The organism is Pseudovibrio sp. Ad26 (assembly GCF_001623285.1).
Classification (GTDB): Bacteria; Pseudomonadota; Alphaproteobacteria; order Rhizobiales; family Stappiaceae; genus Pseudovibrio; species Pseudovibrio ascidiaceicola.
Genome location: NZ_LMCE01000086.1, coordinates 1 through 533 on the forward strand (window position 1 = coordinate 1; position 533 = coordinate 533).

Annotated in this window: 1 pseudogene; it reads left to right on the forward strand. The window is 33.8% G+C overall.

Features of this window, described 5'->3' with window-relative positions:
- Nucleotides 1–369, forward strand: a pseudogene (locus tag PsAD26_RS17150) (hypothetical protein); the annotation flags it as partial.
- Nucleotides 370–533: the final 164 nt, after the last annotated feature.

Sequence of the window (533 nt, forward strand, 5' to 3'; positions counted from 1 at the left end):
GATTTAATCAATACAACATTTGAAGATCAAGCAGATAAATATATTTTTTGGCGTTATGCAGCTGACAGAGCCAAAATAACAAATGACTATGGCTTCATTTGGATATCAGAGCTATGGCTCAGAAAAGCAAGCATCTACTCCAATAAACCAATACATACAATGCCAATTATAGATGAAAGACTTCAGGTAATTGGAATTGATTCAAATAATAATCAAAAATGTATTTCATGGAAAATAGTTAGAGAAAACGAAGAAAAAAAACCGACTTTAGAAATATCAACAGCAGACTCAAAACATGACGAAAAACCATATTTCATGCGTTCAGTCTTAAAAGCAATTGGCGGTGATGTAAACACTATGAACAATTGAGTCATAGAACTTCCATTATTCTCCTGAAGATAATAATCGCCAAATAAACCAATACTCAGCTTTACAATATACTAACTAACCGCAGAACGTTATTTCATACAACGTTTCTGCGGCATATCACAAAACGATTACTCCATAACAGGGACAGCAGGCCACTCAATATC